This is a genomic window from Cupriavidus nantongensis (genome assembly GCF_041726985.1).
GTDB classification, from domain to species: Bacteria; Pseudomonadota; Gammaproteobacteria; order Burkholderiales; family Burkholderiaceae; genus Cupriavidus; species Cupriavidus nantongensis_A.
Genome location: NZ_CP168303.1, coordinates 1,192,031 through 1,212,546 on the forward strand (window position 1 = coordinate 1,192,031; position 20,516 = coordinate 1,212,546).

The 20,516-nt window shown below is 68.6% G+C and carries 18 protein-coding genes, 1 tRNA gene and 1 pseudogene; 18 read left to right on the plus strand and 2 right to left on the minus strand.

Translation table 11 applies throughout. From position 1 onward, the window contains the following. Positions 1-144 precede the first annotated feature (144 nt). The 10 genes and pseudogenes from cysS (at position 145) to ACEI37_RS16725 (ending at position 10,013) form a co-directional block, all read left to right on the plus strand. Positions 145-1,533 carry a cysteine--tRNA ligase gene (gene cysS, locus ACEI37_RS16680; protein ID WP_373379806.1) on the plus strand — a complete coding sequence of 463 codons (1,389 nt, stop codon included), beginning with the start codon at positions 145-147 and terminating at the stop codon, positions 1,531-1,533. After that, the gene (locus ACEI37_RS16685) at positions 1,530-2,378 is read left to right on the plus strand and encodes a DNA-3-methyladenine glycosylase (protein ID WP_373379807.1); all 849 of its coding nucleotides are present in this window, start codon (positions 1,530-1,532) and stop codon (positions 2,376-2,378) included. Before cysS ends, ACEI37_RS16685 begins: the two co-directional genes overlap by 4 nt. A gap of 115 nt (positions 2,379-2,493) precedes the next feature. Then, positions 2,494-3,465 carry an acetyl-CoA carboxylase carboxyltransferase subunit alpha gene (locus ACEI37_RS16690; protein WP_373379808.1) on the plus strand — a complete coding sequence of 324 codons (972 nt, stop codon included), beginning with the start codon at positions 2,494-2,496 and terminating at the stop codon, positions 3,463-3,465. Next, positions 3,431-4,885, plus strand: coding sequence for a tRNA lysidine(34) synthetase TilS (tilS, locus tag ACEI37_RS16695; protein WP_373379809.1), 1,455 nt, complete (start codon positions 3,431-3,433; stop codon positions 4,883-4,885). The genes ACEI37_RS16690 and tilS overlap by 35 nt, the downstream gene beginning before the upstream one ends. 144 nt (positions 4,886-5,029) lie before the next feature. Continuing rightward, the gene (locus ACEI37_RS16700) at positions 5,030-6,283 is read left to right on the plus strand and encodes an aspartate kinase (protein ID WP_092313717.1); all 1,254 of its coding nucleotides are present in this window, start codon (positions 5,030-5,032) and stop codon (positions 6,281-6,283) included. Positions 6,284-6,412: 129 nt separating this feature from the next. Next, positions 6,413-6,506 (plus strand) — tRNA-Ser (locus tag ACEI37_RS16705). A 300-nt stretch (positions 6,507-6,806) separates the two neighbouring features. Beyond that, positions 6,807-7,736 (plus strand): adenylate/guanylate cyclase domain-containing protein, encoded by a 930-nt coding sequence (locus ACEI37_RS16710; protein WP_373379810.1) that lies wholly within the window; start codon positions 6,807-6,809, stop codon positions 7,734-7,736. A 212-nt stretch (positions 7,737-7,948) separates the two neighbouring features. Next, positions 7,949-8,158, plus strand: a pseudogene (locus tag ACEI37_RS16715) (biotin/lipoyl-containing protein); the annotation flags it as partial. A gap of 270 nt (positions 8,159-8,428) precedes the next feature. After that, positions 8,429-9,004, plus strand: a complete 576-nt coding sequence (locus tag ACEI37_RS16720; protein WP_373379811.1) for an acyloxyacyl hydrolase — start codon at positions 8,429-8,431, stop codon at positions 9,002-9,004. Between the two features lie 133 nt (positions 9,005-9,137). Further along, a complete protein-coding gene (locus ACEI37_RS16725) occupies positions 9,138-10,013 on the plus strand; it encodes a pirin family protein (protein ID WP_373379812.1) in 876 nt (291 codons plus the stop codon). A gap of 50 nt (positions 10,014-10,063) precedes the next feature. On the opposite strand, the gene ACEI37_RS16730 is transcribed toward ACEI37_RS16725, so the two are convergent. Both ACEI37_RS16730 and ACEI37_RS16735 read right to left on the minus strand, forming a co-directional pair. Then, entirely contained in the window at positions 10,064-10,462 is a 399-nt protein-coding gene (locus ACEI37_RS16730; RefSeq protein WP_373379813.1) for a Zn-ribbon domain-containing OB-fold protein, read from the minus strand. A gap of 17 nt (positions 10,463-10,479) precedes the next feature. Further along, entirely contained in the window at positions 10,480-11,646 is a 1,167-nt protein-coding gene (locus tag ACEI37_RS16735) for a thiolase domain-containing protein (RefSeq protein ID WP_373379814.1), read from the minus strand. Positions 11,647-11,894: 248 nt separating this feature from the next. Here ACEI37_RS16735 and ACEI37_RS16740 point away from each other — a divergent pair, with 248 nt between their 5' ends. The 8 genes from ACEI37_RS16740 (at position 11,895) to ACEI37_RS16775 (ending at position 20,504) form a co-directional block, all read left to right on the plus strand. Next, positions 11,895-12,653, plus strand: a complete 759-nt coding sequence (locus ACEI37_RS16740; protein ID WP_373379815.1) for an IclR family transcriptional regulator — start codon at positions 11,895-11,897, stop codon at positions 12,651-12,653. 181 nt (positions 12,654-12,834) lie between these two features. Continuing rightward, the gene (locus ACEI37_RS16745) at positions 12,835-14,481 is read left to right on the plus strand and encodes an ABC transporter substrate-binding protein (RefSeq protein ID WP_373379816.1); all 1,647 of its coding nucleotides are present in this window, start codon (positions 12,835-12,837) and stop codon (positions 14,479-14,481) included. 39 nt (positions 14,482-14,520) lie between these two features. Next, positions 14,521-15,492 (plus strand): ABC transporter permease, encoded by a 972-nt coding sequence (locus ACEI37_RS16750; RefSeq protein ID WP_012352504.1) that lies wholly within the window; start codon positions 14,521-14,523, stop codon positions 15,490-15,492. Between the two features lie 67 nt (positions 15,493-15,559). Beyond that, on the plus strand, positions 15,560-16,507 hold the full coding sequence (locus ACEI37_RS16755) for an ABC transporter permease (RefSeq protein WP_373379817.1): 948 nt from the start codon (positions 15,560-15,562) through the stop codon (positions 16,505-16,507). Positions 16,508-16,517: 10 nt separating this feature from the next. Then, entirely contained in the window at positions 16,518-17,480 is a 963-nt protein-coding gene (locus ACEI37_RS16760) for an ABC transporter ATP-binding protein (protein WP_373379818.1), read from the plus strand. Continuing rightward, complete coding sequence (locus tag ACEI37_RS16765; protein WP_373379819.1) at positions 17,477-18,436, plus strand: ABC transporter ATP-binding protein; 960 nt, start codon at positions 17,477-17,479, stop codon at positions 18,434-18,436. The genes ACEI37_RS16760 and ACEI37_RS16765 overlap by 4 nt, the downstream gene beginning before the upstream one ends. Positions 18,437-18,600: 164 nt before the next feature. Next, the gene (locus ACEI37_RS16770; protein WP_373379820.1) at positions 18,601-19,638 is read left to right on the plus strand and encodes a porin; all 1,038 of its coding nucleotides are present in this window, start codon (positions 18,601-18,603) and stop codon (positions 19,636-19,638) included. A gap of 2 nt (positions 19,639-19,640) precedes the next feature. Further along, positions 19,641-20,504 carry an N-formylglutamate amidohydrolase gene (locus ACEI37_RS16775; protein ID WP_373379821.1) on the plus strand — a complete coding sequence of 288 codons (864 nt, stop codon included), beginning with the start codon at positions 19,641-19,643 and terminating at the stop codon, positions 20,502-20,504. The last annotated feature ends 12 nt before the right edge of the window (positions 20,505-20,516 follow it).

Here is a 20,516-nt window from a genome sequence, read left to right on the forward strand (position 1 = left end):
GCGCGTCGGCCGGCCGGGCCGCGGGTCCGACTCGCGCACCGCCTTCCGGTAAGATATGGGGCGCGACGGCATTGCGCCAGCAGCGGCGTTCGCGCTGCCTGCCGTGTGGAACCGGCAGACTCCTCTCACCACTCACTTCGTTTCATGCAGCCCCTCAACATCTACAACACGCTCGCGCGTGAGAAGCAGCCATTCGTGCCAATCGAACCCGGCAAGGTCCGCATGTATGTGTGCGGCATGACCGTGTACGACTATTGTCACGTCGGCCACGCGCGCGTGATGGTGGTGTTCGACATGGTGCACCGGTGGCTGCGCGCCGCCGGCTACGAGGTGACGTATGTGCAGAACATCACTGATATCGATGACAAGATCATCCGCCGCGCGGTCGAGAACGGCGAGACCATCGGCGAGCTCACCACGCGCTTCATCCAGTACATGCACGAGGATGCCGCCGCGCTGGGCGTGATCCGTCCCGACTACGAGCCGCGCGCCACCGACTACGTGCCGCAGATGCTCGACATGATCGGCAAGCTCGAGGCCAGGGGCCTGGCCTACCAGGCCAGCGACGGCGACGTGAATTACTCGGTGCGCAAGTTCGACGGCTACGGCAAGCTCTCCGGCAAGTCGCTGGAAGACCTGCGCGCCGGCGAGCGCGTCAGCGCCAACGATGCCAAGCAGGACCCGCTCGACTTCGTGCTGTGGAAATCCGCCAAGGCCAGCGAGCCGCCCGAGAGCAAGTGGGAGTCGAAATGGGGCGCCGGCCGACCGGGCTGGCACATTGAATGCTCTGCGATGAGCTGCGCGCTGCTGGGCGAGCATTTCGACATCCATGGTGGCGGGGCCGACCTGCAGTTCCCGCACCACGAGAACGAGATCGCGCAGTCCGAAGGCGCCAGCGGCAAGCCCTTCGTCAACCTGTGGATGCACAACGGCTTCGTGCGCATCAACGACGAGAAAATGTCCAAGTCGCTTGGCAATTTTTTCACCATCCGCGAGGTGCTGAAGGCGTACGATGCCGAGGTCGTGCGCTTCTTCATCCTGCGCGCGCACTACCGCAGCCCGCTGAACTACAGCGACGCGCACCTGGACGATGCGCGCCACGCGCTGACGCGCCTGTACACGGCGCTCAAGGACAGCCAGCCGGGCGGCTGCGCGGTGGACTGGGACGAGCCGCACGCGAAGCGCTTTGCCGAGGCCATGGGCGACGACTTCAACACGCCGATCGCGATGTCGGTGCTGTTCGACCTGGCCAGCGAGATCAACCGCACCGGCTCGACCGCGGCCGCGCGCCAGCTCAAGGGCCTGGCCGGCACGCTGGGCCTGCTCGAGCGAGACCCGCATACCTTCCTGCAGGGTGGCAAGTCCGACGACGGCCCGTCGCCGGACGAGATCGAGAAGCTGATCGCGGCGCGCAAGGCCGCCAAGGCCGAGCGCAACTTCCCCGAGGCGGACCGCATCCGCGCCCAGCTGCTGGAAGCGGGCATCGTGCTGGAAGACAAGCCGGGCGGTGCCACCGAGTGGAGGCGTGCTTGAACGCTGCCGCGCGCAAGCCCGCCACCGCCACGCCGCCCGCCGCCGCGGGCCGGGCGAAGGCGGCCGGCCCGCGCCCGGCCAAGGCCGGCGCCAGGGAGGCGCCGCTGCCCGACGGCAAGGACACCAGCAAGGACGAACGGCCCGCGGCCAAGGCTACGCGCAACGCCAAGGCCGCTTTGCCCGAGGCGCAGGCGGTGCCGCTGCCGGTCGAGACGGTGCCCGACGCGGTGCGGCCCGCGTACTGGGACGAGGCCTGCGCGGACCTGATGAAGCGCGACCGCATCCTGCGCAAGATGATCCCGACCTACGGCCCGGCGCACCTGGTCTCGCGCGGCGACCCGTTCGTCACGCTGGCGCGCGCGGTGGTGGGCCAGCAGATTTCGGTCAAGGCGGCGCAGTCGGTGTGGGAACGCCTGCACGCGGTCTGCCCGCGGCTGGCGCCGGCGCAGTTCCTGCGTGCCGGCCCTGAGAAGCTGGCGGGCTGCGGCGTGTCCAAGCGAAAGGCGGAATACCTGATCGACCTGGCCGGGCACTTCAAGGCCGGCACCGTGCATGTCGCGCAGTGGGCGCAGATGGACGACGAGGCCGTTATCGCCGAGCTGACGCAGATCCGCGGCATCGGCCGCTGGACCGCCGAGATGTTCCTGATGTTCAACCTGATGCGGCCCAATGTGCTGCCGCTCGACGACATCGGCCTGATCAACGCCATCTCCGCCAACTATTTCAGCGGCGAACCGGTCACCCGCAGCGAGGCGCGCGAGGTGGCGGCCAACTGGGAACCGTGGCGCACCGTGGCCACCTGGTATATGTGGCGCAGCCTCGACCCGTTGCCTGTGACGTATTAAGCATCGCAACAACAAAATTTAACGACGGGTGCAGTCCGGGCTATCTGGCAGGCGCTAAGATAGCGGCCAATTTCCGGTAGAATGCGCCCCTTCACAGACAGGTACGTGTGATTTTATGAAAACCACCTTCCTGGATTTTGAGCAGCCCATTGCCGAACTCGAGGCAAAGATCGAAGAACTGCGCTTCGTGCAGGACGATTCGGCTGTCGATATTTCCGAAGAGATTTCGCGGCTGGCCGGCAAGAGCCAGCAGCTGACCAAGGACATCTATGCCAACCTGACCCCGTGGCAGGTTGCGCAAATCGCGCGCCACCCCCAGCGCCCCTATACGCTGGACTACGTGCGCGAGATCTTTACCGATTTCCACGAACTGCACGGCGACCGAACCTTTGCCGACGACCTGTCGATCATCGGCGGTCTGGCGCGCTTCAATGGCCAGTCGTGCATGGTGATCGGGCACCAGAAGGGCCGTGACACGAAAGAGCGCGCCATGCGCAATTTCGGCATGCCCAAGCCCGAGGGCTACCGCAAGGCCAAGCGCCTGATGGAGCTGGCCGACAAGTTCGGGCTGCCGATCTTCACCTTCGTCGACACCCCGGGCGCGTTCCCCGGCATCGACGCCGAAGAGCGCGGCCAGTCCGAGGCCATCGGCCACAACCTGTATGTGATGGCCGGCCTGAGGGTGCCGCTGATCGCCACCATCATCGGCGAGGGCGGTTCGGGCGGCGCGCTGGCGATTGCCGTGGGCGACGTGGTGCAGATGCTGCAGTTCGCCACCTACGCGGTGATCTCGCCGGAAGGCTGCGCCTCGATCCTGTGGAAGACCGCCGAGAAGGCGCCGGAAGCCGCCGAGGCGCTGGGCCTGACCGCGCACCGGCTGAAGGCGCTGGGCCTGATCGACAAGATCGTGAGCGAGCCGCTGGGCGGTGCGCACCGCGACTACAAGGGCATGGCGGCGATGCTCAAGCGCTCGCTGGCCGAGTCGCTGCGGCAGTTCCAGGGCATGAGCGTGAAGGAGTTGCAGGCGCGCCGCTACGAGCGCCTGCTGGCCTATGGCAAGTTCAAGGAAACCGGCGCCCAGGACTGACCCGTCCGCCCGGCTGACCGACAAGGTCGCACAGGCCCTGCAGGCCGGTGCGGCCTTTGTTGTTTCTGGCGCAGCCACGGCGGCTGCGCCGACGGTCGCGGTGGCGCTGTCGGGCGGGCGCGACTCGGTCGCGCTGCTGCACGCCGCGCGCGCGGCGCTGGCGCAGGCGGGCGATGGCGCGCGCGTGGTGGCGCTGCATGTCCATCACGGCCTGCAGGCCGAGGCCGACGACTGGGACCGCTTCTGCGCCGCGCTGTGCGCGCAGTGGCAGGTCGGCTATTTCGTGCGGCGCGTGTCGGTGCAGCCGGCGGCGGGCGAGGGCGTCGAGGCGGCCGCGCGCCGCGCGCGCTATGCCGCGCTGGCCGCGATGTGCGCCGACAGCGGCGCGCGCCTGCTGCTGTTTGCCCATCACCAGGACGACCAGGTCGAGACCGTGCTGCTGCGGCTGTTCCGCGGCGCCGGCGTGGCCGGCATGGCCGGAATGCCGGCAATGCGCCCGCTGGATCCGCACAGCGGCGTGATGCTGCTGCGCCCGTGGCTCGATGTCCCGCGCGCCGGCATCGATGCCTACTGCGCCGCCAATGCGCTGCAGTGGGTCGACGACCCGTCCAATGCCGACGGCCGCTATGCGCGCAACGCCCTGCGTGCGCAACTGCCGGCCCTGCAGGCGGCATTTCCCGCGCTGGCGGTCAATGTGGTGCAGGCTGCCGCGCATTTTGCCCAGGCCGGCGCGCTGATCGACCAGCTCGCCGCCAACACGCTGGCGACGCTGGCGCGTGCCGGCCGCGACGCCGACACGCTGTCCGAACTCGACCTGCCTGGCTTGCGCGCGCTGCCGGCGGCGCAGGCCGATGCGGTGCTGCGGCTGTGGCTGCGCGACCTCGGCGTGCGCGCCCCGTCCACCGCGCGGCTGGCGGCGATGCGCGAGCAATTGATTGCGCACGCGCGCGGCGAGCCGGCCATCGCGCACGAGGGCCTGGTGCTGCGCCGCTTCCGCGAGCGCGTGCTGGCCTGCGTGCCGCCGCCGATGCAGGCGCCCGCGCCCGTACTGCTGGACTGGCGCGGCGAAGCCCGCATCGTCGTGCCCGCCTGGCGCGGCGAACTCCATTTCTTCCGCGACGACACCTTCGGCGTGCCCGAAGCGGTGCTGCGCCAGCCCTTGCGCCTGGCCGCGCGCAGCGGCGGCGAGCGCATCGTGCTGCGCCCCGGCGGCCCCGCGCGGGCGCTGAAGCAGGCCTGCCAGGAGGCCGGCATCCCGGCCTGGCGCCGGGCCTGGCTGCCGCTGCTGTGGGCCGGCGACACGCTGGTGCTGGCCGCCGGGCTGGGCATGCATCGCCGCTGGCCCGATGCCGCGCCGGCGCCGCGGTGGTGCGTGGCGTGGCATGCACAGGTGCCGGCGTCGGCAGCGCCGCCGCGCTGACCTTGCCAAAGCGCGGTTCGATGGCGTCGGCCAGCCGCCGGCATCACATCCGATCTGCCCCAGATAGTCCCCGTGCGCCTTGCCTGACCGGGCTGCTTCGTGTATTTTCAAGGGCTTTGCACAATCGCTGGCGTCGACAAGAAGATGGCTCTCATCGTTCACAAATACGGCGGCACTTCGATGGGTTCCACGGAACGCATCAAGAATGTCGCCAAGCGCGTGGCCAAGTGGCACCGCGCCGGTCACCGCGTAGTCGTGGTGCCTTCGGCCATGTCGGGCGAGACCAATCGCCTGCTGGGACTTGCCAAGGAAATTTCGCCCCAGCCCAATCCGCGTGAACTGGACATGCTCGCCTCCACCGGCGAACAGGCCAGCGTGGCGCTGCTGGCGATCGCGCTGCATGGCGAGGACATCGACGCCGTCAGCTACACCGGCTGGCAGGTTCCGGTGAAGACCGATTCGTCCTACACCAAGGCCCGCATCGAGTCGATCGACGACGAGCGCATCCTGGCCGACCTCGACGCCGGCCGCGTGGTGGTGATCACGGGCTTCCAGGGCATCGACGACGACGGCAACATCACCACGCTGGGCCGCGGCGGCTCGGACACCTCGGCCGTGGCCATTGCCGCCGCGATCGAGGCCGACGAGTGCCTGATCTACACCGACGTCGACGGCGTCTACACCACCGACCCGCGCGTGGTCGAGGACGCCCGCCGCCTGGACCAGATCACCTTCGAGGAAATGCTGGAAATGGCCAGCCTGGGTTCCAAGGTGCTGCAGATCCGCTCGGTGGAGTTCGCCGGCAAGTACCGCGTCAAGACCCGCGTGCTGTCGTCGCTGACCGACCCGCTTATGCCGCTCGAGCAGGAAATGCACTCGGGCACGCTGATCACTTTTGAGGAAGAAGACTCCACCATGGAAGCCGCTGTCATCTCCGGCATCGCCTTTGCCCGCGACGAAGCCAAGATCACCGTCCTGGGCGTGCCCGACAAGCCCGGCATCGCCTACCAGATCCTGGGCCCGGTCGCCGACGCCAATATCGACGTCGACATGATCATCCAGAACCAGTCCGTCGACGGCAAGACCGACTTCACCTTCACCGTGCCGCGCGGCGAGTACCAGCGCGCGCTGGCCATCCTGAACGATGGCGTGAAGGCGCACATCGGCGCCGGCAGCGTGTCGGGCGACCCCAAGGTGTCGAAGGTATCGGTGGTCGGCGTGGGCATGCGCTCGCACGTCGGCATTGCCAGCAAGATGTTCCGCACGCTGTCGGAAGAGGGCATCAACATCCAGATGATCTCCACCTCGGAAATCAAGATCTCGGTGCTGATCGACGAGAAGTACATGGAACTGGCCGTGCGCGCGCTGCACAAGGCCTTCGAACTGGAACAGGCGTGATCCGTTCGCAAGCTCTTCTGGCGAGGCCGCAAAATTTGTGTTGAGTCATCGATTTTTCATTGACCAACCACGGCGGCATCGCTAGAATACGCGCTTCGTTGTGTGGCTCCCTCACACAACGCAAGTTTGGGAGACGTGGCCGAGAGGTCGAAGGCACTCCCCTGCTAAGGGAGCATCCGGGCCAAAACCTGGATCGAGGGTTCGAATCCCTCCGTCTCCGCCAATGACAACCGTCCTTGGCGGCGGAACCCCGGAAGATCGCGGTCTTCCGGGGTTTTGTTTTTTTGGGCGCCCCGCAGGGCGCATCCCGCACCGTCGGCAATCCGTTCGCGTTGCCTTGCGCCGCTCCCCTGATGCGTGCGCCCATCTCCTTTACTTCCTCGTCCGTTTCCTTCCTCGTCCGGCACGCTCCAGATTCATATTGAGCATCGGCTTTGCCGGTGCCAGAATTCCCTGCATGCGGGGGGGGCGTGGCGCCGGCATCCGGCCGGATCGCCGCGCGGCGATGGCGGGACGGATCGGGATGCACATGGACCGGGAACTACTGCACCAGGCGTCGGAGGGCTCGGTACTGTTCGCGGATGTCAGCGGCAGTACGCGGCTCTATGAGCGCGCGGGCAACGCCGCCGCGCTTGCCGCGGTCGGCCGTTGCATCGGTGCGATGAAAGCCTGTTCCGAGGCCTCGCAAGGCCGGCTGGTCAAGACCATCGGCGACGAGGTGATGGTGCTGTTTCCTTGCGCCGAGCAGGCCTTGCAGGCGGCCTTGGACATCCAGCGGGCGGTTGCCGAGCTGCCGCCCGTGGCCGGCTTCACCATGTCGTCCCACATCGGCTTCCACCATGGCCCGATCCTGTCCGACGCGTCCGGCGATGTCTTCGGCGATGCCGTGAACCTTGCCGCGCGGCTGGCCGGGCTGGCCGCGCGCGGACAGATCATCACCAGCAAGGACGCGGTGGCGGACCTGCCCGCGCCGCTGCGCCAGATGACGCGCTACCTGTACCCGATCCACGTGCGCGGCAGGGCGCAGCCGGTGGAGTTGTACGAGGCGGTCTGGCAGCAGGCCACCGACCTGACCCTGATCGCGGGATTCAAGGAGCCGCTGTCGCATGCCGCCTTCCTCACCTTGCGCTACCGCGACACCGTGGTCGAGATGAACGCGGTCTCGGCGCCGGTCACCATCGGGCGTGACGCCGGCATGACCATCGTGGTGTCGGACCGCCTGGCGTCCCGGTTCCAGGCCATGGCCGAGCCGCGCGCCGGCCGCTATGTATTGATCGACCGCAGCTCGAACGGCACCCATGTCTGCATGGACGGCGCCGAGCCATTCATTTTGCGCCGCGATGAGGTCACGCTGAGGGGGCACGGCTGGATCGGGTTTGGCCAGTGGATGGGGCCGAGCGCGGAGTGCATCGAATTTGCCCTGCAGGTGGACAAGACCGGTGCGGGGCGATAGCTGGAATGCGCATGAAATGGCAGCGGAATTTCAGTTTTGAATTCAAACAGGCCGTTGCCGCTTCGAAAATCCTCTTGCAAATCAACAAGAGCTGCATTTCCACACCCATGACACCAGCGGCATCTCGGCCGCCTCGGCGCTGGCCGCGATCGAGGCCAGCTGCGACGCGGTCGACGAGCGCGCTCGACGCCATGAGCGGGCTGACCTCGCAGCATGTCGCCGCGCCGATGCCGGGCTCGATCGTGACGGTGGCGGTGCAGCCCGGCCAGCGCGTGGCCGCGGGCACCACGCTGCTGGCGCTGGAGGCGATGAAGATGGAGACTCATATCGCCGCGGACCGGGACTGCGAGGTTGCCGCGGTGCATGTGAGGGCGGGCGATCGGGTGGCGGCGAAGGACCTGCTGGTGGAACTGAAGGACTGACATCTGGCGTGGCCCGCCGTTGCTTGTGCGGGCCATCCATGGAACCCCGGAAGACATCGGTCTTGCCGGGGTTTTTTGTCTGGATGACGCTGCAGACAGGCGGCCATGCCTCGCCGTCGTGGCGCGCATCGGCAACATTGTTCCGGCTTTGGAACACTGTGTTTGCCTGAAACGGGCTTCTGCAATGACGAGGCGCTGCTATCGTGTCGAGCCGTGATCAAAACAAAGTGGTGGCATGCCAATCTCGCAGGCGCCGCCCGACAGAAACGGATGTCAGTGAAGAAAAACACATTGTCAGGGGGGCTGCCGCGTGCGGCTCTGGTGTCGATTGCGGCTGGCCTGCTGGCGCTGCCGTCCGCCGCCGGCGCGGCGGGATTCTCCATGCAGGCGGGCTATGGGCGCGACAACCGGCACGGCGTGGAGAAATACGAAGTGTCGGCGCGCTGGGACGAGATCGTGCAGTGGCAGCTGTCGAGCCGGCTGGCGCTGGCGCTGGACGGCGAGGTCAATGTTGCCAACTGGCGCGCGCTGTCGTCGCGGCCGTCGAGCCAGCTGACCGAGTTCGGCGTGTCGCCGATCTTCCGGCTCAGCTATGCGGGTGACCATATCACGCCGTTCGTCGAGGCCTCGGTGGGCCTGCGGGTGCTGAGCCACACCGAGATTGCCGGCGGCCATCGCATGGGCTCGGCCTTCCAGTTTTCCGACATGATCGGCGTGGGCCTCGCCTTCGGCAAGGCGCAGCGGCTGACCATCGGCTACCGCTTCCAGCACCTGTCCAACGCCGGGATCCAGGACCCGAATCCCGGCACCAACTTCAGCATGGGATACGTGCGCTACCGCTTCTGACCGCTGGCGACATCGTTCCAGCCGCAGGACGCTGCATCGCAATCCCGCCGCCTACCGCGCACCGGCCGCGGCACCTATCATCGCTTCATGGATCATTGCCGGCCCTGCGTGGCCGGCATTCTCGGAGATCGACATGAAGCGCATTCTGGGTGTCTACAGCGCACCGCGTCCGCACTGGGTCGGAGATGGTTTCCCGGTGCGCTCGATGTTCTCGTACACCAGCCACGGCAAGCAGCTGAGCCCGTTTCTGCTTTTGGACTACGCCGGCCCGGCGGACTTCACACCGACGCAGCGTCCGCGCGGCGTGGGCCAGCATCCGCACCGCGGTTTCGAGACCGTGACCATCGTCTACAAGGGCGAGGTCGCGCATCGCGACTCGACCGGGCAGGGCGGGGTCATCGGTCCGGGCGACGTGCAATGGATGACGGCAGGCGCCGGCATCCTGCATGAAGAGTTCCACTCGCCCGCGTTTACGCAAAGCGGCGGCGCGCTGGAAATGGTGCAGCTGTGGGTCAACCTGCCGGCGCGCGACAAGATGGCCGCGCCGGGCTACCAGGCCATCGTCGACCGCGATATCCCGGCGGTGCCGATGCCCGGCGACGCCGGCACGGTGCGCGTGATCGCCGGCGAATACGAAGGCAAGCGCGGCCCGGCACGCACCTTTACGCCGATGCATGTGTGGGACATGCGCCTGAACCAGGGCGCCACCACGCGGCTGGCACTGCCTGAAGGCTGGCATACCGCACTGGTGGTGCTGCGCGGCAAGGTCACGGTCAACGCCGAGGCCACCGTCCGCGATGCCGAGATGGTGGTGCTGGATGGTGCCGGCGATGCGGTCAGCATCGAGGCCGGCACCGATGCGGTGGTGCTGCTGCTCAGCGGCGAGCCGATCGACGAGCCCATCGTCGGCCACGGCCCGTTCGTGATGAACACCGAGGCCGAGATTGCCGAGGCCTTCCGCGACTTCAGCAGCGGCCGCTTCGGCAGCATGGCCGCGGGCCGGCAGTAGGCCGCGGCCCGCAGTCAGCCGGCGCGTCGCCGGCTGACTGCCGCGCCGCCTCAGGCGAGCGTGAAGGTCGGCACCGGCGCCCCGCCATCGCTGGGCGAGAACTTGACCTGCACCTTCTGGCCGATCCGCACCGTGTCGAGATCGCAGTCGACGATATGGGTCATCATGGTCACGCCTTCTTCCAGCTTGACGTAGGCGATGCAGAACGGGGTGGGGCCGGCACGGCGCGTCACGCTGTAGGTGTAGATGGTGCCGCGGCCGCTGGCCTGCTTCCACGAAGTGGTGCCCATGCAGAACGGGCACAGCACGCGCGGATACCAGTGCGGCTTGCCGCAGTCGTCGCAGACCTTGACCAGCAGCTTGCCCTCGCGCGCGGCCTGCCAGAACGGCAGGTTGTCGGGCTGTTCGTCGGGCGCCTTGTAGACGGCGGGGATGTGTGGGGTCGTCATGTCAGTGCTCCCGCGCTTTATTCACGTTCAAGGATCAGGGTGGCGCTGCCGTGGCGCGAGCCCAGGTAGCCGCCGGTGCCCTGCGCCAGCGCGAGGTCGCAGTTGGCGACCTGCACCGCGGGGTGGGCCTCGCCGCGCAGCTGGCGCACGGCTTCGATGACCTTGGTGATGCCGCCGCGGTTGGCCGGGTGGTTGTTGCACAGGCCGCCGCCATCGGTATTGAACGGCAGCTTGCCGACGCCCGAAATCAGGTTGCCGTCCGCGACGAACTTGCCACCTTCGCCCTTCTTGCAGAAGCCCAGGTCTTCCAGCTGCATCAGCACGGTGATGGTGAAGCTGTCGTAGATCGACGCGTACTTGATGTCGGCCGGGGTTACGCCCGCTTCGGCAAACGCGGTCGCGCCCGAGAAGCGCGCGCCGGACCAGCTCAGGTCGACTTCGCCGCCGAGCTGGCCCTTGATGTATTCGCCGGCACCGCGGATCTTTACCTTGGGCCGCTGCAGCGTGGCAGCGATTTCGGGGCGCGCCACAATCAGGGCGCCGCCGCCATCCGAGACCACGCAGCAATCCAGCTTGTGCAGCGGATCTGAGATCATCGGCGAGTTCAGCACGTCTTCGACCGTGACCACGTCGCGCAGCATGGCGTGCGGGTTGTGCTGGGCGTGGTGCGACGCCGCCACCTTGACCCAGGCGAGCTGCTCGGCGGTGGCGCCGTACTCATGCATATGGCGCATCGCCGCCATCGCGTACAGGTTGACCGTGACCGGGCTGAACGGGCTTTCGAACGGCAGGTCGGGAAGGTTGGCGCCCCAGTTGCGCGCCTGCGTGCCGGTGGAGCCTTCCGAACGCGGGCGGCCCGCCAGCGTGATCAGCGCGACGTTGCACTTGCCGGCGGCGATCGCCTGGGCGGCGTGCGAGACGTGGACCAGGTAGGCCGAACCGCCGGTATCGGTGGAATCGACATGGCGCACCTTCAGGCCCAGGTAATCGACCATGTTGACCGCACCCAGCCCTGGCGCGTCGCCGGCGCAGAAGTAGCCGTCGACGTCGGCCAGGGTCAGGCCGGCGTCCTGCAGCGCGCCCTTGGCGCTCTCGGCGTGCAGTTGTGCCACGGTCTTGTCAGGTGCCTTGCGGGTCGGGTGCTCGTAGGCCCCGACGATGTAGGCCTTGCCGTTGATGCTCATCTGTTCTCCTTCTGTGCGTCAGGTGGTGCCAGCGAGGGGGGGGTCAGGGCGGGGCGATGCTGGCACGGCGATCCCGAGAGTATTGCGTAGCTTGCCCGCTGCGTTGTATTCGGAAGTGCCGAAGGGTGTATTCGGTCCAGGCGGGGATGCTGCGATCCAGGCCTGGCGCAAGGCACTTGCAGCGCGAACGATTGCGGCGACCGCTACAATCTGCGCTGGATATTCCCGAGTCTGGACGAAAAGGATCGATGACCTACATCGTTGAAGCGGTGGACGAGGCCCTGGGCCTGCTGATGCTGGTGGCCGAGCACCCATCGCTGGGCGTGACCGAGCTGGCACGGCGCGCCGGACTGACCAAGGCGCGCGCGTTCCGGCTGCTGACCACGCTCGAGCACCGCGGCCTGATCGCGCGCGAGTCGTCGTCGGCGGTCTACAAGCTCAGCTACAACGCGCTGCTGGTGGGCAATGCCGCGCGCGAACAGTTCGACCTGGTCAAGCTGGTGGGTCCGCGGCTGGCGGCGATCGGCGCGGCCTGCGGCGAGAACGTGATCGTGCGCGTGCGCGACGGGCTCGAGTCGGTCTGCGTGGCGCGGCACGAGTCGACGCAGTCGGTGCGGGTGCATACCGAGATCGGCAACCGCCGGCCGCTGCATGTGGGGGCCTCCGGCAAGCTGCTGCTGGCCTTCGCCGCACCCGAGGTGGTGGATGCGGTGCTGGCGCAGCAGCTGGAACGCTTCACCGCCAAAACCATCATCGAGCCGCAGGCGCTGCGCGAGGAACTGGCGGCGATCCGTGCCGCCGGCTATGCGGTCTCGGTGGGCGAGCGCGATGCCGACGCCGTCTCCGCCGCCGCACCGCTGCGCGACCACAGCGGCGCGGCGGTGGCGTCGCTGAGCATCGCCAGCCCGGCCAGCCGCACCACGCCGCAGGCGCTGGACAGCCATGTGGCGATGGTGGTGGCGGAGGCCGCCAACCTGTCGCGGGCACTGGGCTACGCGGGCGGCTGAGCGGACCGGCGCGGCACGTCCCGCGCACTTCCCATCCAAAACGGCGCTTCGGCGCCGTTTTTTTTTGCCTGATGGGCGTCTCCGGGGTAAACCCTCCTTATCGGGACCGGTCTCATGTCTTATCCTTCGATACACGGTATCACTGAATGAAACAATGTATCGGGAAGCGAACCACCCCACCATGCCCAGACCCGCCGTCAACCTCGCGTCGCGCCTTGCCGCCGCCGTCGTGGCCACCCTCGCTGCCGCGGCGCTGCTCGCCGGCGCGAGCGCGGTGAACCCCGCCAGCGCCGCCGACCTGCGCATCGGCTACAAGGCCGAGATCAGCGCCGCCGATCCCCATGTGCTCGACGCCGCCGGGCGCAACCTTTGGGGCCATGTCTACGAAACCCTGGTCGGCCTGGACAATGCGCTGCGCCCGGTGCCGCTGCTGGCCACCGCCTGGCGCCAGCTGGACGATCGCACCTGGGAGTTCCAGCTGCGTGCCGGCGTGCGCTTCAGCAATGGCGAGCCGTTTACCGCCGAGGATGCGCGCTACTCGATCGAGCGCGCGCTGAAGCTGCCGGGCGCGCGCACCTTCCGCACCTACCTGAAGTCGGTGGCGGCGGTCGAGGTCACCGGGCCGCTGACGTTGCGCGTGCGCACGCGCTCGCCCAACCCGGTGCTGCCGCAGAACGTGGGCATGGTGGCGATGCTGCCGCGCTCGCTGGGCGCGGGCGTGCGCGAGGCCGATTTCGCCCATGGCAGCGCCGCCATCGGCACCGGCCCGTACCGGCTGGTGGCGTGGGAGCATGGCCAGCAGCTGACGCTGTCGCGCAATCCGGGCTACTGGGGCGGGCCGCAGCCGTGGCAGCGGGTGGTGTTCCAGTTCATCCCGAAGGAGCCGGCGCGGGCCTCTGCGCTGCTGTCCGGACTGGTCGACGTGATCGACGCCTCGTCGGCCAGCATTGCCGAGGCCTTTGCGCGCACCAACGGCCGCATCCGCATCGTCTCCGCCACCTCCTACATGCTGAACTACCTGCAGCTGGACCAGGCCCGCACGGTCTCGCCCTATGTGCAGGACCACGCAGGCCAGGCGCTGGCGGCCAACCCGTTGCGCGACGTGCGGGTGCGGCAGGCGATCAGCCTGGCGATCGACCGCGACCTGATCGCGGCGCGCGTGACCAAGGGCGATTCCGTGCCGGCCGGGCAGATGGTGCCGCAGGGCTTCTTCGGCTTCGCCCCGGCGGTGCCGGCGCCGCGCGCCGACGTGGAGCGGGCGCGCTGGCTGCTGGCGCAGGCCGGCTATCCGCAGGGCTTCCGCCTGACGCTGCATTGCCCCAACGACCGCTACCTGAACGACGCCAAGACCTGCGAGGCGGTCGGCCAGATGCTGACCCGCGCCGGCATCCGCACCGAGGTGCGCACGCTGCCGTATTCGGTCTATATCACCCGCGCCACCTCGGGCGGCGCCGGCGGCAAGCCGGAGTTCAGCGCCTTCCTGCTCGGCATCGGCGCGGTCAGCGGCGATTCGCTGGAGCCGCTGGTGGCGGTGGCGCATGCACAGGACAAGGCCGCCGGCCTGGGGGCCAACAACCGCAGCGGCTATGCCAACGCGGCCGTCGACGAGCTGATCGGGCAGGCCATGCGCACCATGACTCCGGCCGCGCGCGAGCTGGCGCAGCAGGGCGCGGCGGAGCGGCTGGCGGCCGACGCCGGCATCGTCCCGCTGCATCACCTGCGCGCCGCCTGGGCTTATCGCGACGGGCTTGCGGTGCAGCCTCGCAGCGACGGCTTCACCTATGCCGGCAATATCCGCCCGGCGCCGCCGGCGCTGCCGCAACGTTGATCACGCCACTACGTATCCGCATCCCACCGGCCTCCTACCATGCTTGAAACCTTACTCAAACGGCTGCTGCAGAGCATCGCGGTGCTCTGGATCATGTCGGTGCTGACGTTCTGCGCGGTCAACCTGATCGGCGACCCGGTGCACCTGCTGGTCAGCCCCACCGCCACCGAGCAGGAGATCACCGAGGCACGCCATGCGCTCGGCCTGGACCTGCCCGTGCCGCAGCAGTACCTGCGCTTTCTCGAGGGCGCGCTGCACGGCGACCTCGGCGACTCCTTCGTCTACAACCGGCCCGCGATCGAGCTGATCGTCAGCCGCGTGCCGGCCACGCTGGAACTGGCGGTGACGGCGCTGTTGCTGTCGCTCGGCATCGGCATCCCGATGGGCGTCTACGCCGGCCTGAAGCCGCACAGCCGGCTGGCGCGAATGCTGATGGCGGCCTCGCTCGGCGGCGTGATCATGCCGACCTTCTGGATCGGCATGATCGGCATCCTGGTGTTCTCGGTGAACCTGGGCTGGCTGCCGTCGGGCGGTCGCGGGCCGGTCAGCACGGTGCTGGGCGTGCCGCTGTCGGTGACCAGCTGGGAGGGCATCCGCTTCCTGCTGCTGCCGGCGCTGACGCTGTCGCTGTTCAAGATCTCGCTGGTGGCGCGGCTGACCGAGGCCGGCACGCGCGAGGTGGCGGGGCAGGAGTACATCAAGTTTGCCCGCGCCAAGGGCGTGGGCGGCGCGCGGCTGGTGCTGCGCCACGTGGTGCCCAATGTGCTGATCCCGATCGTGACCGTGGTCGGGCTGGAGTTCGGCCACCTGATCGCCTTCTCCGTGGTGACCGAGTCGGTGTTCTCGTGGCCCGGCATGGGCAAGCTGATCATCGATTCCGTGCTGGCGCTGGATCGCCCGGTGGTGGTGGCTTACCTGCTGGTCACGCTGCTGCTGTTCGTGGTGCTGAACCTGGTGGTCGACCTGCTGTACGTCGTGCTCGACCCGCGCCTGCGGCACAAGGCGGCCTAGTCCCCGCCGCCTGCCGCATCCATTCCCCGCTATCGAAGACTGAATACCGAAGACCGAGACCGCACCGATGTCCCTGCCTCTATCCGAAAATGATGAAGCCGTTCCCGCGCTCCCCACGCTCGCGCCGGCGCCAGCCGCCGCGCCGCCGGCACGGCCTTCGCTGCTGCGGCGCTTCTGCGCCAACCGCGTCTCTGCCGCCGCGCTGGCCTTGCTGCTGGTGCTGCTGCTGGTGGCCGTGCTGGCCCATGCGCTCAGCCCGCAGAACCCCTATGACCTCGCCACGGTGTCGGTGATCGATTCCGAGCTGCCGCCCGGCAGCACCGGCTATGAAGGCCAGGCGCACTACTGGCTCGGCACCGACGGCGCCGGGCGCGACCTGCTCAGCGCCATCTTCTACGGCATCCGCATCAGCGTGGGCGTGGGTGTGATCAGCGCGGTGGTGGCGCTGATGGTGGGCAGCGCGGTGGGGTTGGCCGCGGCCTACTTCGGCGGCGTGGCCGATGCCGCCATCATGCGCGTGGTCGACCTGCAGCTGAGCCTGCCGGCGGTGCTGGTGGCGCTGATCCTGCTGGCGGTGCTGGGGCAGGGCGTCGACAAGACCCTGCTGGCGCTGGTGATCGTGCAATGGGCCTACTTTGCCCGCACCGTGCGCGGCGCGGCGCAGGTGGAGCGGCGCAAGGAGTATGTCGAGGCCGCGCTGGGCCAGGGGCTGCCGGCGCTGCGCGTGATGTTCCGCCATATCCTGCCCAACTGCATGGCGCCGCTGGTGGTGACCGGCACGCTGCAGATCGCGCATGCGATCACGCTCGAGGCCACCATGAGCTTCCTCGGAATCGGCCTGCCCCGCACGCAGCCGTCGCTGGGCATGCTGATCGCCAACGGCTTCGAGTACATGCTGTCGAACAAGTACTGGATCAGCGTGTTCCCGGGCGTGGCCCTGGTGCTGCTGATCGGCTCGATCAACCTGGTGGGCGACCGCCTGCGCCGCGTGCTCAACCCGCGGCTGGAAGCGTAAGGAGCCCGGCATGGCACTACTGGAAGTTTCCGGCCTGAGCACCAGCTTCGCGTTCGCGCACGGGGCGGTGAAGGCGGTCGACGGCGTGTCCTTCACGCTGGAGCCGGGCGAGATCCTGGGAATCGTCGGCGAATCCGGCTCGGGCAAGTCGGTGACGGCGTTCTCGCTGATGAACCTGCTGGACCCGCCCGGGCGCGTCACCGGCGGCTCGGTGCGCTTCAAGGGGCAGGAGCTGCTGGCATGCTCGCCGCGCCAGTGGCAGGCGCTGCGCGGCGACCGCATCGCGATGGTGTTCCAGGACCCGATGATGTCGCTCAACCCGGTGATGCGCGTGGGCGACCAGCTCGCCGAGACCGTGCTGGTGCACCACCGCCGCACCCGCGCGCAGGCCCATGCGCAGGCGGTCGATGCGCTGGCGCGGGTCGGCATCCCGGCGCCGCAGGAGCGCATGCGGGCCTATCCGCACGAGCTGTCCGGCGGCATGCGCCAGCGCGTGGCGATCGCCAACGCGCTGATCAACCGGCCCGACCTGATCATCGCCGACGAGCCCACCACCGCGCTCGACGTCACCATCCAGGCGCAGATCCTCTACGAGATGAAGCAGCTGGTGCGCGAGACCGGCGCCGCCGCGATCTGGATCAGCCACGACCTTGCCGTGGTCCAGGACCTGGTTGATCGCGTCTGCGTGATGTACGCGGGCCGGGTGGTGGAGCAGGGTCCCGTCGCCGAACTGATCAGGCGGCCGCTGCATCCGTACACGCGCGGCCTGCTCGATTCGCTGCCGACGCCCGCGATGCGCGGCGCCACGCTGCGCGCGATTCCGGGCGCGGCGCCGGCGCTGGCCGCGCTGCCGCCAGGCTGTGCCTTCGCGCCTCGCTGCCCGCGCGCACGCCCCGCGTGCGCGCAGGTCCCCGTCGAAACCACTGTGCGCGGCCGCACGCTGCGCTGCTTTTATCCCCTGGAGGCGGCATGACGGTCATGCTCGAAGCGCACAACCTGCAGAAACGCTTTCTGCTCAAGCCTGGCCTGCTCGCGCGCATGGCCGGCAAGCCGGCGCAGGCGGTGCATGCCGTCAATGATGTCTCGCTGCAGGTGCGCCAGGGCGAGGTGCTGGGCGTGGTGGGCGAGTCCGGCTGCGGCAAGTCCACGCTGGGACGCATGCTGGCCGGCCTGCTGCCGCAAACGGGCGGCGATATCGTGTGGCAAGGCCAGCGCGCCGACATTGCTTCCGCCGCCTATCACCGCGCGGTGCAGATGGTGTTCCAGAATCCCTATGCGTCGCTGAATCCACGCCTGCGCATCGGCCAGGCCATCACCGAAGGCGCGGTCTACCACGGCCTGATCAAGCGCTCGCGCGCCGCCGCGGCCGCCGGCGAGCTGCTGCAGCAGGTGGGGCTTGATCGCGGCTATGCCGAGCGCTATCCGCACGAGTTCTCCGGCGGCCAGCGCCAGCGCGTGGCGATCGCGCGCGCGCTGGCGCTGCGCCCGCGCCTGCTGATCTGCGACGAGGCCGTGTCGGCGCTCGATGTCTCGGTGCAGGCGCAGATCATCAACCTGTTCATGCACCTGCGGCGCGAGCACGCGCTGACCTATGTCTTCATCAGCCACAACCTGGCGGTGGTGGAGCATATGTCGGACCGCGTGGTGATCATGTACCTGGGCCGCATCGTCGAAAGCGGCCCCGCGCGCGAGGCGTTCGCCGCGCCCAACCATCCCTATACCCGCGCGTTGCTGGCCGACGCGCCGCGCCTGGGCGCCAGTCCGCCCGCGCACCAGCCCATCCGCGGCGAACTGCCCAGCCCGCTGGCGCCGCCCAGCGGCTGTGCCTTCCATCCGCGCTGCCCGCACGCGAGCGCGCGCTGCAAGACACAAGTGCCGCTGCTGCGCGATATCGGCGGACGCCTGTCCGCGTGCCACCTGAATGACTAGATAGCCGCCGCCCGGCGCGGCCCGCTCACGCTCCCGATCGAACGGTTCCATCCCGCCCGCGCGGGATGGGCGGGTGCGTGCGCGCTGCGCCGGCGCAACACGCGGCAGTTGGACCACAGAGGGGGATTTCTTGCATGACAGACCACGACAGGGGGAGCAGCAGCATGAACGGTATCCACACCCGGCGCGCACTCGCACGCGCCTGCCTCGGCAGCGCGCTGGCACTGCTGTCGGCCGCGGCCGACGCAACGGTGACGCTGTACGGCCGCATCGACACCGACATCGAATACCAGAAGGGGCCAGATGGGCGGGCCACGCAGATGACTGACAACGCCTCGCGCTGGGGCCTGCGCGGCAGCGAAGAGCTGGGCGGCGGCCTGCGCGCGGCATTCGGCCTGGAGCAGGGCTTCGGCGCCGACAACGGCGTCGCCACCAACCCGCAGTTCCGCCATGCCTTCGTCGGCCTGCAGGGCGGCTTCGGCGCGATCGCGCTGGGCCGGCTGGACTCAGCGACGATCGTGGGTTCGCCGATCTATTCGCAGGTGACGCAGAATATCGACTTCGCCATCCATGATGCGGGCGCCACCGCGATCGGTACCCGGGTGCTGAACGCGCGCAACCGCGTGTCGAATGCGCTGGGCTACATGACGCCGAGCTTCGGCGGCTTCTCGATGCGGGCGCGCATGAACCTGGCGGGGCCGGATTCGGCCACGCCCAATACCCGGCCGCCGCTGCAGGCGGAGGACGATTTCCGCCAGTTCGACCTGGGACTGAACTATGCCGCCGGCAAGTTCGCGGCAGGCCTGGGCTATTCGCGCGATGCCAAGAGCGGCGGCCTGGTGGCCAATGACTTCCGTGACAAGGTGCAGGCGGTGGCTTCGTACGACTTCACCGTGGTCAACCTCTACGGCATCGTCGGGCGCGACCGCTACGCCGGCACCGCGACCACGCGCACCGACGTGCCGTACTGGCTGGTGGGCTTTTCCGTGCCGTACGGCGCGCACAAGCTCACCGTCAACTACATGCAGCGCGCGGTGCAGCGCGACCCGCAGGGCCGCCTCAGCAAGGTGCAGGCCGGCTATGGCTACAGCCTGAGCAAGCGCACCATGCCCTACGTCTTCTTTGACCGCGAGGATCCCAACTCGCACAAGTCCGGCGACACCGTGACCACGGTGGGCGTCGGCATCCAGCACAAATTCTGACCATGACGCTTCCGTATTCGCTGACTGAACCGGCCGGCGCGGTGCTGCCGCTGGTGGTAGATTCGCCGCACAGCGGCCTGCTGCATGCCGAGACACTGCCGCTGGCGGCACCGCCCGAGGCCCTGCTGTCGGGCTGGGACGCCTATGTCGACCAGCTCTTCGCGCATGCGCCGCGGGTGGGCGGCACCTTGCTGTGCGCGGACTTCCCGCGCTGGCTGGTCGACGTCAACCGCGCCCGCGACGACATCGATCCCGACCTGATCGATGGCGCCATGCCTTATGACGTGCGCCCCAGCGACAAATCAGGCCGCGGCATGGGCGTGCTGCGCCGGCTGGCGCTGCCGGGCGTGCCGGTCTATGCCGCGACCCTGTCGCCGCACATGGCGGAATACTTGCTGAAGACCTACTACGACCCGTACCACGCCGCGTTGTCCGGGCTGCTGGCGCAGCACCATGCGCGCTACGGCGCGGTGTGGCATCTCGACTGCCATTCGATGAAGTCGCGCGGCAATGCGATGAACGTCGACAATGGCGCGGCCAGACCCGATTTCGTCGTCAGCAACGGCGATGGCTCCACTTGCTCGGCGGCGTTCCTCGAACTGGTGGCGGAGTGCCTGCGCAGCCTGGGCTACAAGGTGGCCATCAACTGGCCGTACAAGGGCGCGCAGCTGATCCGCGCCTACGCCGATCCGGCGCAGCGGCGCCACAGCCTGCAGATCGAGATCAACCGGGCGCTGTACATGGACGAGGCCACGCTGGCGCAGCATGCGGGCTTTGCCGTGCTGCGGGGACATCTCGACGAACTGCTCGAGCACGTCGCGGCCTATATCCTGACCGAACTGCGCCAGACCGAACTGCGCCGCTGAGCGCAGGCGCGC

Excerpts from the sequence above, each read along its gene's own strand:
- cysS (WP_373379806.1), top strand. The coding sequence starts at position 145 with ATGCAGCCCCTCAACATCTACAACACGCTCGCGCGTGAGAAGCAGCCA.
- ACEI37_RS16690 (WP_373379808.1), top strand. The coding sequence starts at position 2,494 with ATGAAAACCACCTTCCTGGATTTTGAGCAGCCCATTGCCGAACTCGAG.
- tilS (WP_373379809.1), top strand. The coding sequence starts at position 3,431 with ATGGCAAGTTCAAGGAAACCGGCGCCCAGGACTGACCCGTCCGCCCGG.
- ACEI37_RS16700 (WP_092313717.1), top strand. The coding sequence starts at position 5,030 with ATGGCTCTCATCGTTCACAAATACGGCGGCACTTCGATGGGTTCCACG.
- ACEI37_RS16710 (WP_373379810.1), top strand. The coding sequence starts at position 6,807 with ATGCACATGGACCGGGAACTACTGCACCAGGCGTCGGAGGGCTCGGTA.
- ACEI37_RS16720 (WP_373379811.1), top strand. The coding sequence starts at position 8,429 with ATGTCAGTGAAGAAAAACACATTGTCAGGGGGGCTGCCGCGTGCGGCT.
- ACEI37_RS16725 (WP_373379812.1), top strand. The coding sequence starts at position 9,138 with ATGAAGCGCATTCTGGGTGTCTACAGCGCACCGCGTCCGCACTGGGTC.
- ACEI37_RS16730 (WP_373379813.1), bottom strand. The coding sequence starts at position 10,462 with ATGACGACCCCACACATCCCCGCCGTCTACAAGGCGCCCGACGAACAG.
- ACEI37_RS16735 (WP_373379814.1), bottom strand. The coding sequence starts at position 11,646 with ATGAGCATCAACGGCAAGGCCTACATCGTCGGGGCCTACGAGCACCCG.
- ACEI37_RS16740 (WP_373379815.1), top strand. The coding sequence starts at position 11,895 with ATGACCTACATCGTTGAAGCGGTGGACGAGGCCCTGGGCCTGCTGATG.
- ACEI37_RS16745 (WP_373379816.1), top strand. The coding sequence starts at position 12,835 with ATGCCCAGACCCGCCGTCAACCTCGCGTCGCGCCTTGCCGCCGCCGTC.
- ACEI37_RS16750 (WP_012352504.1), top strand. The coding sequence starts at position 14,521 with ATGCTTGAAACCTTACTCAAACGGCTGCTGCAGAGCATCGCGGTGCTC.
- ACEI37_RS16755 (WP_373379817.1), top strand. The coding sequence starts at position 15,560 with ATGTCCCTGCCTCTATCCGAAAATGATGAAGCCGTTCCCGCGCTCCCC.
- ACEI37_RS16760 (WP_373379818.1), top strand. The coding sequence starts at position 16,518 with ATGGCACTACTGGAAGTTTCCGGCCTGAGCACCAGCTTCGCGTTCGCG.
- ACEI37_RS16765 (WP_373379819.1), top strand. The coding sequence starts at position 17,477 with ATGACGGTCATGCTCGAAGCGCACAACCTGCAGAAACGCTTTCTGCTC.
- ACEI37_RS16770 (WP_373379820.1), top strand. The coding sequence starts at position 18,601 with ATGAACGGTATCCACACCCGGCGCGCACTCGCACGCGCCTGCCTCGGC.
- ACEI37_RS16775 (WP_373379821.1), top strand. The coding sequence starts at position 19,641 with ATGACGCTTCCGTATTCGCTGACTGAACCGGCCGGCGCGGTGCTGCCG.